Here is a 6,480-nt window from a genome sequence, read left to right as displayed (position 1 = left end):
AAAGTTCCTCTGTAATCAAATCTTTATTTTCCAGCAACCTGGCTGAAATCCTCGGACCCCAAGATTCCCCCCGACACCAGCGGCCCAGTCCGCGTGTTTTCCAACGCTACAGACCACCAATTAGGGGAACTCTTCGATGATCCGTAAGCACTTCGCCGGTTTTGCCGCCAGCGCCCTGGCCCTGGCAGTGACCGCCCAGGCTTTCGCTGGCACCGTCACCACCGACGGCGCCGATATCGTAGTCAAGACCAAGGGCGGCCTTGAGGTTGCTACCACCGACTCCGCCTTCAGCTTCAAGTTGGGCGGTCGCCTGCAAGCCGACTATGGCCGTTTCGACGGGTTCTATACCAAGAATGGGAATACCGGTGACGGCGCCTACTTCCGCCGCGCCTATCTGGAATTGGGCGGCACCGCCTACAAGGATTGGAAATACCAGATCAACTACGACTTCTCCCACAACTCGGGTTCTTCCGATGATGGTTACTTCGACGAAGCGACCATTTCCTATGTGGGCTTCAAGCCGGTGACCATCCGCGCCGGTCGTTTCGACCAGGACTTCGGCCTGGAGAAAGCCACCAGCTCCAAGTGGATCACCGCGATGGAGCGTAACGCCGCCTACGAGCTGGCCGACTGGGTCAACTCCCACGAGAACGGCATGGGCCTGCAGGTCAGTTCGGTGGTGGCCGACATGGCCTACCTGTCCGGTAGCGTGTCCGCCAAGGACATCAACGACAGCGACGGCGACAGCGTCAAGCAGTTCAACGCCCGGGCGGTGTTCGCCCCGATGCACGAAACCGGCAACGTCCTGCACTTCGGCCTGGACTTCGCCAGCCGCGATCTGGGCGACACCGCCTTCGACTCGCGGATCCGCCCACGCCTCGGCGTGCGTGGCATCGCCACCAACGGCGGCAACGATGCCGGTGCCAACGGCAACCGCGCTACCTTCGGCGGCGGTGCCGGCCTCAACGGTTCGAACCTGACCGCTGCTGGCGCCTACGACAACGACCGGGTGTTCGGTGGTGAATTCGCCTTCGCCAGCGGCCCGTTCTCGGCCCAGGCCGAATACCTGACCCGCAAGATGAAGGCCGACAGCGCCTCCTACAAGGACGTCAAGGCCACCGGCTTCTACGGCCAACTGGCCTACACCCTGACCGGCGAGTCCCGCGTGTACAAGCTCGATGGCGCCAAGTTCGACACCATCAAGCCCGAGAACAAGCAGTACGGTGCCTGGGAAGTGTTCTACCGCTACGACAACATCAAGGTCGATGACAAGAACATCGTGACCTCCACCGCGACCCGCGAAGTGGGCGATGCCAAGGCCAACATGAACACCATCGGTGTCAACTGGTATGCCAACGAGGCGATCAAGGTTTCCGCGAACTACATCAAGGTCAACACCGACAAGATCACCAACAGCGTTGGCGACGACAGCGGCGATGCCCTGGTAGCCCGCGTGCAGTACGTGTTCTAAGGCTGTCGCAACAAAGTCGAGCTCTTTCTCATCCGTTATGGCTCCTCTCGTTTTGACCCCGCCCTGGCGGGGTTTTTTTTGCCTGTCGGCCAGGCTCAGGGGCAGTTGGTTTCATGCAGGTAGAGCCACTGTGGCGAGTCGCCCTGGATGCGGATCAACGCCAGGGACAGGCGCGCTGTCGCCACTCGATCCAGGCGATGGGTCTCCTTGTAGCGGATCGCCGCGCACTGGCCTTCCTGCCATACGCAGCGCAGGTCGCTGACCTCGATCTGCAAGCCTTGGCGGGCGCCCAGGGCGCCGCGAAACAGCTGTTCGACCTGCTCGCGATCGGCTATCGCTCCGGCGGTGGTGACCATCTGGAAGTCCTCGGCCAGCAACGCCATGACCTGTTCGATCTGCGCCGCGCCGTCGCCCTGGGAGTGGGTGAAGACGCCATGGATCAACTGGTGGATCTGGTGAACGCTGTGCAGTGCCTGTTTAACGATCGACTGGTGCATGAAGGACCTTCTTCGGTGGGGTGAGCTTGCCGAGCAGCGGCAGGATGAGCAGGCCGGCCAGGGCGGCCAGCAGCAGGCTCAGGTGAAAGGCGCGGGTGGCCGGGACATGCCCGAGCAACAGGTTGTAGAGCATCAGCAGCCAGGCCGCGCCGAGGCTGAAGGCCATCTGCCGGTTGATGTTCCAGATCACGCTGGCCTGGTGTGTGTCGCTGCCGCTGAAGTCCAGCAGGGCGGTGGTCTGCGCGGTATTGGCGCCGGCGCCGCCACCCAGGCCCATGAACAGGTAGGCACCGATGAGCAAGGGCAGGTCGCGGCTCGAGTCGACCCAGCACAAGGTGGCGATGCCGACGCTGTGTAGCACCAGGGCGATGGCGAACAGCCGGGCGGCGCCGAGCTGGTTGTAGAAGCGCCCGCAGGCCAGCATCGCCCACAGCGCGCCAGCGGCGTACAGCAACATGAACAGGCCGCTGTGCCGGGCGCTCAGGTGCAGGTTGTCCTGGAGAAAGAACAGGCTCAGCAGGTTGACCCCGGTGAAGATCCCGGGAATGGCGTGGTAGATCGCCACCGACAGGCCGAGGCGGACATTGCCCAGCAGGCGCAGGTCGACGATGGGCTGTGGATTGCGCCGGCAATGCCAGCGGTACGCCAGGGCGAACGCCAGGCCGCCGGCCAGGCAGGCCAGGGCCTGCTGGGCCGGATATCCGCTGCCGTACAGCGACATGCCCAGGAGCAATCCGGCCAGGGCGCCGCTGACCAGCAACAGGCCGCGCAGATCCGGGCGCCTGGCCGCCTGGCGGTCTTCATTGGCGATCCAGCACCAGGCCAGCAGCGCGGTCAGTAGCGACAGGGGCAGGCTGGCGAAGAACACCCAGCGCCAGGAGCCCAGGTCGACGATGGTCCCGCCCAGGGTCGGCGACAGCGCCGGCGCCAGCAGCGCCACCGCCATCACCAGGGTCGAGATCCGCGCCCGCTGCGAGCCCTGGAACAGGTTGAAGGTCAGGGCCTGGCCGAGGGGGATCAACAGGCCGCCGGCCATGCCCTGGAGCAAGCGCCAGGCCACCAGCGGCAGGAAGCCTTCGGCCAGCCCGCAGAACAGCCCGGCGAGACTGAACAGCAGCATCGAGGCGGCGATGACCTGGCGGTTGCCCAGGCGCGCCGCCAACCAGGGGCTGATGGGGATCGCCAGGGTCAGGCCGAGGATGTAGGCGTTGGCCACCCAGGCCACGCTGGCGCTGGAAACCTGCAGCTGGGTGGCGATGCTGGGCAGCGCCACCGCCGACATGAAGATGTTCACGCAATCGATGAAGAAGCCGAGGAGGAATATCACCGCCACTTTGTATCTATAGGTCATGCCGCCTCCCGTTTTGCCCGCAGCTTAGGGAGCCTGGGCCGAACCTGTCGAGGCGCCTATACTTGATTCATTGTTCTAGGAAATTTGACAATGAATGAGAGCCTCCACGGCCAGTTGCACCGGATCCAGACCTTTCTCGCGGTGGTGGACTTTGCCTCCTACACCCGTGCCGCGGATTACCTGGGAATCAGCAAGGCCATGGCCAGCCTGCATATCAAGACCCTGGAGCAAGTGCTGGCGACGCCCTTGCTGACCCGGACCACGCGGCATATCGCCCTCACCGAGACCGGCCAGGATCTCTACGATGAATTCAAGGGGATTGTCGCCAATATCGATACGGCCTTCGATAACGTGCTGCATGGGCGCAACCGGGTCTCGGGCAAGCTGCGCATCAGCTCCACCGCCGAATACGCCCAGGCCTTCATCCTGCCGCTGCTGCCACTGTTCACCGCGCGTTATCCCGAGGTGCGCCTGAGTTATCACTTCAATTCATCGCTGAACGACCTGGTGGCGGAGAAGCTCGACCTGGTGATCCGCCTTGGGCACCTGGTCGACTCGGGGTTCAAGGGCCGCCAATTGGCGGACTACGGCATTGTCCTGGTGGCCAGCCCGGGGTTGCGGGAGAGCCTCGCCGTGAGCCGCCCCGAGGAGTTGGCGAACTGCCCCTGGATCGGCAACAGCAACCTGGGCGGCCCGCCGGGCTGGACCTTCAGCCACCCGCGCCGGGGCCAGGTGCAGGTGCGGGTCGCGCCCGGGCACGAGTCGAACTCGGCGTCGGCGATCCGCGCCATGGCCCTGGGCGGGATGGGCCTGGCGGTGTTGCCGGAGTGGCTGGTCCTGGGCGACCTGGGCGAGGGACGGCTGGTACGGGTGCTGCCCGACTACAGCCTGGCCCGGCAGCCGGTCCATGTGCTGTTTCCCAACAGCCCGCACTTGCCGCGCAAGTCCCGGGTGTTCATCGACTTCCTGGCCGAGCACCTGGGCCCTGCCTGAGTGTTTCGGCGCGGCCGGCGATGGGGGGATATACTCCGCGGGTCGTTCGAGCTGACTCCTGGGGAACCCGATGCCGCTGCAATCCTTGAACAGCCTTTCCGCCGTCGATCCCGTGCAATGGGATGGACTGCTCAAGGATGGGCAACCCTTCGTCCGCCACGCCTTTCTCAGTGCCCTGGAAGACAGCGGCAGCCTCGGGCCACGTTCCGGCTGGCAAGCCGAACACCTGCTGCATGTGCAAGATGGCCGGCTGCTGGCGGCGCTGCCCAGCTATCGCAAGTGGCACTCCTACGGTGAATACGTGTTCGACCATGGCTGGGCCGAGGCCTGCGAGCGAGCCGGCATCGACTACTACCCCAAGTTGCTCAGCGCGGTGCCGTTCAGCCCGGTGAGCGGTGCGCGGGTGCTGGCGGCGACCCAGGCCGACGCGGTGGAGTTGCTCGAGAGTCTGCCCGGCTACCTGGAGATCGAAGGGTTATCCAGTGCCCATGTCAATTTCACCGACGACTTCAGCGACCAGGCCCTGGAGCGCCAGGCGGACTGGATGCTGCGCCTGGGTTGCCAGTTCCACTGGCACAACCGCGGCTATCGGGATTTCCAGGACTTCCTCGATACCCTGAGTTCGCGCAAGCGCAAGCAGATGCGCAAGGAGCGCGAGCAGGTGGCGGGACAGGGCATGGACTTCCAGTGGCTGGAGGGGGCCGAACTCAGTGAGGCGCAGTGGGACTTCGTCTATGCCTGCTACGCCAACACCTATGCGGTGCGCCGCCAGTCACCCTACCTGACCCGCAGCTTCTTCAGCCTGCTGGCCCAGCGCATGCCCGAGGCGATCCGCGTGGTCCTGGCCTGCCAGGGCGGGCGGCCGGTGGCCATGGCTTTCAGCCTGATCGGGGGCGGCAGTTTCTATGGGCGCTACTGGGGTTGCCTGGCGGAGTTCGACCGCCTGCATTTCGAGACCTGCTTCTACCAGGGCATGGACTATGCGATCGCCCATGGGCAGCAGCGCTTCGACGCCGGAGCCCAGGGCGAGCACAAGCTGATTCGCGGTTTCGAGCCGGTGCTCACCCGCTCCTGGCATTACCTGCGCCATCCCGGGCTGAAGACCGCGGTGCAGGATTTTCTCCAGCGCGAGCGGGCCGGCGTCCGGGCCTATGCCGAGCAGGCCAGGGACGCCTTGCCCTACCGCCAGGCCTGAGCCTCAGCGGTCTTCCTGGCCCAGCCAGCGATAGACCAGGCCACCGACCACCGCGCCGAGGATCGGCGCCAGCCAGAACAACCACAATTGCTGCAGCGCCCAGCCGCCGACGATCAAGGCCGGGCCGGTGCTGCGGGCCGGGTTGACCGAGGTGTTGGTCACCGGGATCGAGATCAGGTGGATCAGGGTCAGCGCCAGGCCGATGGCGATGGGCGCCAGGCCCGCCGGGGCGCGCTTGTCGGTGGCGCCGAGGATGATCACCACGAACATGCCGGTCATCACCAATTCGCAGACCAAACCCGCAGCCAGCGAGTAGCCACCGGGCGAGTGCTCGCCATAACCATTGGCGGCCAGCCCCGAGGCCAGCTCGAAGCCGGGCTTGCCACTGGCGATGAAGTACAGCAACGCCGCGGCGATCACAGCGCCGATCACCTGGGCCACCACATAGGCGGGCAGTTCCCGGGCCGGGAAACGCCCGCCCACCACCAGGCCCACGGATACCGCGGGGTTGAGGTGGCAACCGGAGATATGGCCGATGGCGAAGGCCATGGTCAGGACGGTCAGGCCGAAGGCCAGGGCGACCCCCAGCAGGCCGATGCCGACATTGGGAAACGCCGCTGCGAGCACGGCACTGCCGCAACCGCCCAGCACCAGCCAGAAGGTACCGAGCATTTCAGTCATGGAGCGCTTGAACAAAGACATGGGAAGAGTCCTTGATAGGTGTACCTATCGACGCGATATCGCCGTTATGCATCCCGCAGGTCAACAACAGGTTTCACTCTGGAACCTAGCCTCAGTACAGCAGGCTTTGCTGGCAATTCCACTCGCCCATGAAAAACGCCAGGCCCCGTGGGCTGGGGCTCTGGCGTCTTTTCAGGGTGTTGCGCGGACCCTGTAGCCGCTGCTGGGCCTGCGAAGCTGCGCCAAGGCCCGCAGGGCCTTCCAACGATGGCGGCTGCTCGATCTTGCCCCG

Annotated in this window: 7 protein-coding genes; 3 read left to right on the top strand and 4 right to left on the bottom strand. The window is 65.0% G+C overall.

What is annotated here, in order from left to right; translation table 11 throughout:
• The first annotated feature begins 136 nt into the window (after positions 1–136).
• A complete protein-coding gene (locus tag ACK6AU_RS31035; RefSeq protein ID WP_185698073.1) occupies positions 137–1,471 on the top strand; it encodes an OprO/OprP family phosphate-selective porin in 1,335 nt (444 codons plus the stop codon).
• A 95-nt stretch (positions 1,472–1,566) separates the two neighbouring features.
• Here the strand turns inward: ACK6AU_RS31035 and ACK6AU_RS31030 are convergent, their stop codons facing one another.
• Complete coding sequence (locus tag ACK6AU_RS31030; protein ID WP_409303509.1) at positions 1,567–1,968, bottom strand: nuclear transport factor 2 family protein; 402 nt, start codon at positions 1,966–1,968, stop codon at positions 1,567–1,569.
• Positions 1,949–3,319: an MFS transporter gene (locus ACK6AU_RS31025; RefSeq protein ID WP_409303507.1), complete on the bottom strand. Its 1,371-nt coding sequence runs from the start codon at positions 3,317–3,319 to the stop codon at positions 1,949–1,951. Before ACK6AU_RS31025 ends, ACK6AU_RS31030 begins: the two co-directional genes overlap by 20 nt.
• Before the next feature lie 90 nt (positions 3,320–3,409).
• Here ACK6AU_RS31025 and ACK6AU_RS31020 point away from each other — a divergent pair, with 90 nt between their 5' ends.
• Both ACK6AU_RS31020 and ACK6AU_RS31015 read left to right on the top strand, forming a co-directional pair.
• On the top strand, positions 3,410–4,312 hold the full coding sequence (locus ACK6AU_RS31020; RefSeq protein WP_409303505.1) for a LysR family transcriptional regulator: 903 nt from the start codon (positions 3,410–3,412) through the stop codon (positions 4,310–4,312).
• A gap of 70 nt (positions 4,313–4,382) precedes the next feature.
• Entirely contained in the window at positions 4,383–5,507 is a 1,125-nt protein-coding gene (locus ACK6AU_RS31015) for a GNAT family N-acetyltransferase (RefSeq protein WP_409303503.1), read from the top strand.
• Between the two features lie 3 nt (positions 5,508–5,510).
• Here ACK6AU_RS31015 and aqpZ read toward each other — a convergent pair whose 3' ends face one another.
• A complete protein-coding gene (aqpZ, locus tag ACK6AU_RS31010; protein ID WP_152896922.1) occupies positions 5,511–6,209 on the bottom strand; it encodes an aquaporin Z in 699 nt (232 codons plus the stop codon).
• 91 nt (positions 6,210–6,300) lie between these two features.
• On the bottom strand, positions 6,301–6,480 hold a 180-nt coding region (locus tag ACK6AU_RS31005; RefSeq protein ID WP_409303501.1), incomplete at its 5' end, for a hypothetical protein.

This window comes from Pseudomonas sp. KCJK8993 (genome assembly GCF_046230915.1).
Lineage (GTDB): Bacteria > Pseudomonadota > Gammaproteobacteria > Pseudomonadales > Pseudomonadaceae > Aquipseudomonas > Aquipseudomonas piscis.
This window is presented reverse-complemented; position numbering and strand designations above follow the sequence as displayed.